This is a genomic window from Cognatundibacterium luofuense (assembly GCF_018139685.1).
GTDB classification, from domain to species: Bacteria; Pseudomonadota; Gammaproteobacteria; order Burkholderiales; family Burkholderiaceae_D; genus Undibacterium; species Undibacterium luofuense.
Genome location: NZ_JAGSPN010000139.1, coordinates 1 through 461 on the forward strand (window position 1 = coordinate 1; position 461 = coordinate 461).

Below are 461 nucleotides of genomic sequence, written 5' to 3' on the forward strand. Positions count from 1 at the left end.
TATCGCTGCCACGCCCAGAAAGGCGGGATATTGTGCCGTAATCAGGAAAGTCGGAATCTGAGCCAAAAATGCAGAAAAGCGACCCTTGGCTTCAAAGCGCTGACGGAAGGCAGACTGTATAAAAAAATCACCCAGCCGGGGTACGATGCCACCGCCTATATAGATCCCGCCACCCGCACCCAGCGTCATCGCCAGATTACCTGCGACCGTACCCAGCATAGCGCAGAACAGCGACATCGTCTGATGAGATAGTGCGCAACTGCCATCCAATGCATGCTGACTGATCTCCGCGGCGCTCAACGGCATGTTCAGTTCCACCTCACTCAATTCAGCGATCACACGATACAACAGTTCTATGCCCATACCAGAGATCAGGCGCTCAGCAGAAACATGAGGAAAATCGCGCCAGATGCGCTCCAGTATCCTGGTCTCCAGCTTATCAACAGGTGAATAAGTGACAT

1 protein-coding gene is annotated in these 461 nt (G+C 52.9%); it reads right to left on the reverse strand.

What is annotated here, in order from left to right; genetic code table 11:
* A partial coding sequence (locus KDM89_RS19705; RefSeq protein WP_212689587.1) for a glucokinase occupies positions 1-461 on the reverse strand: 461 nt, incomplete at both ends.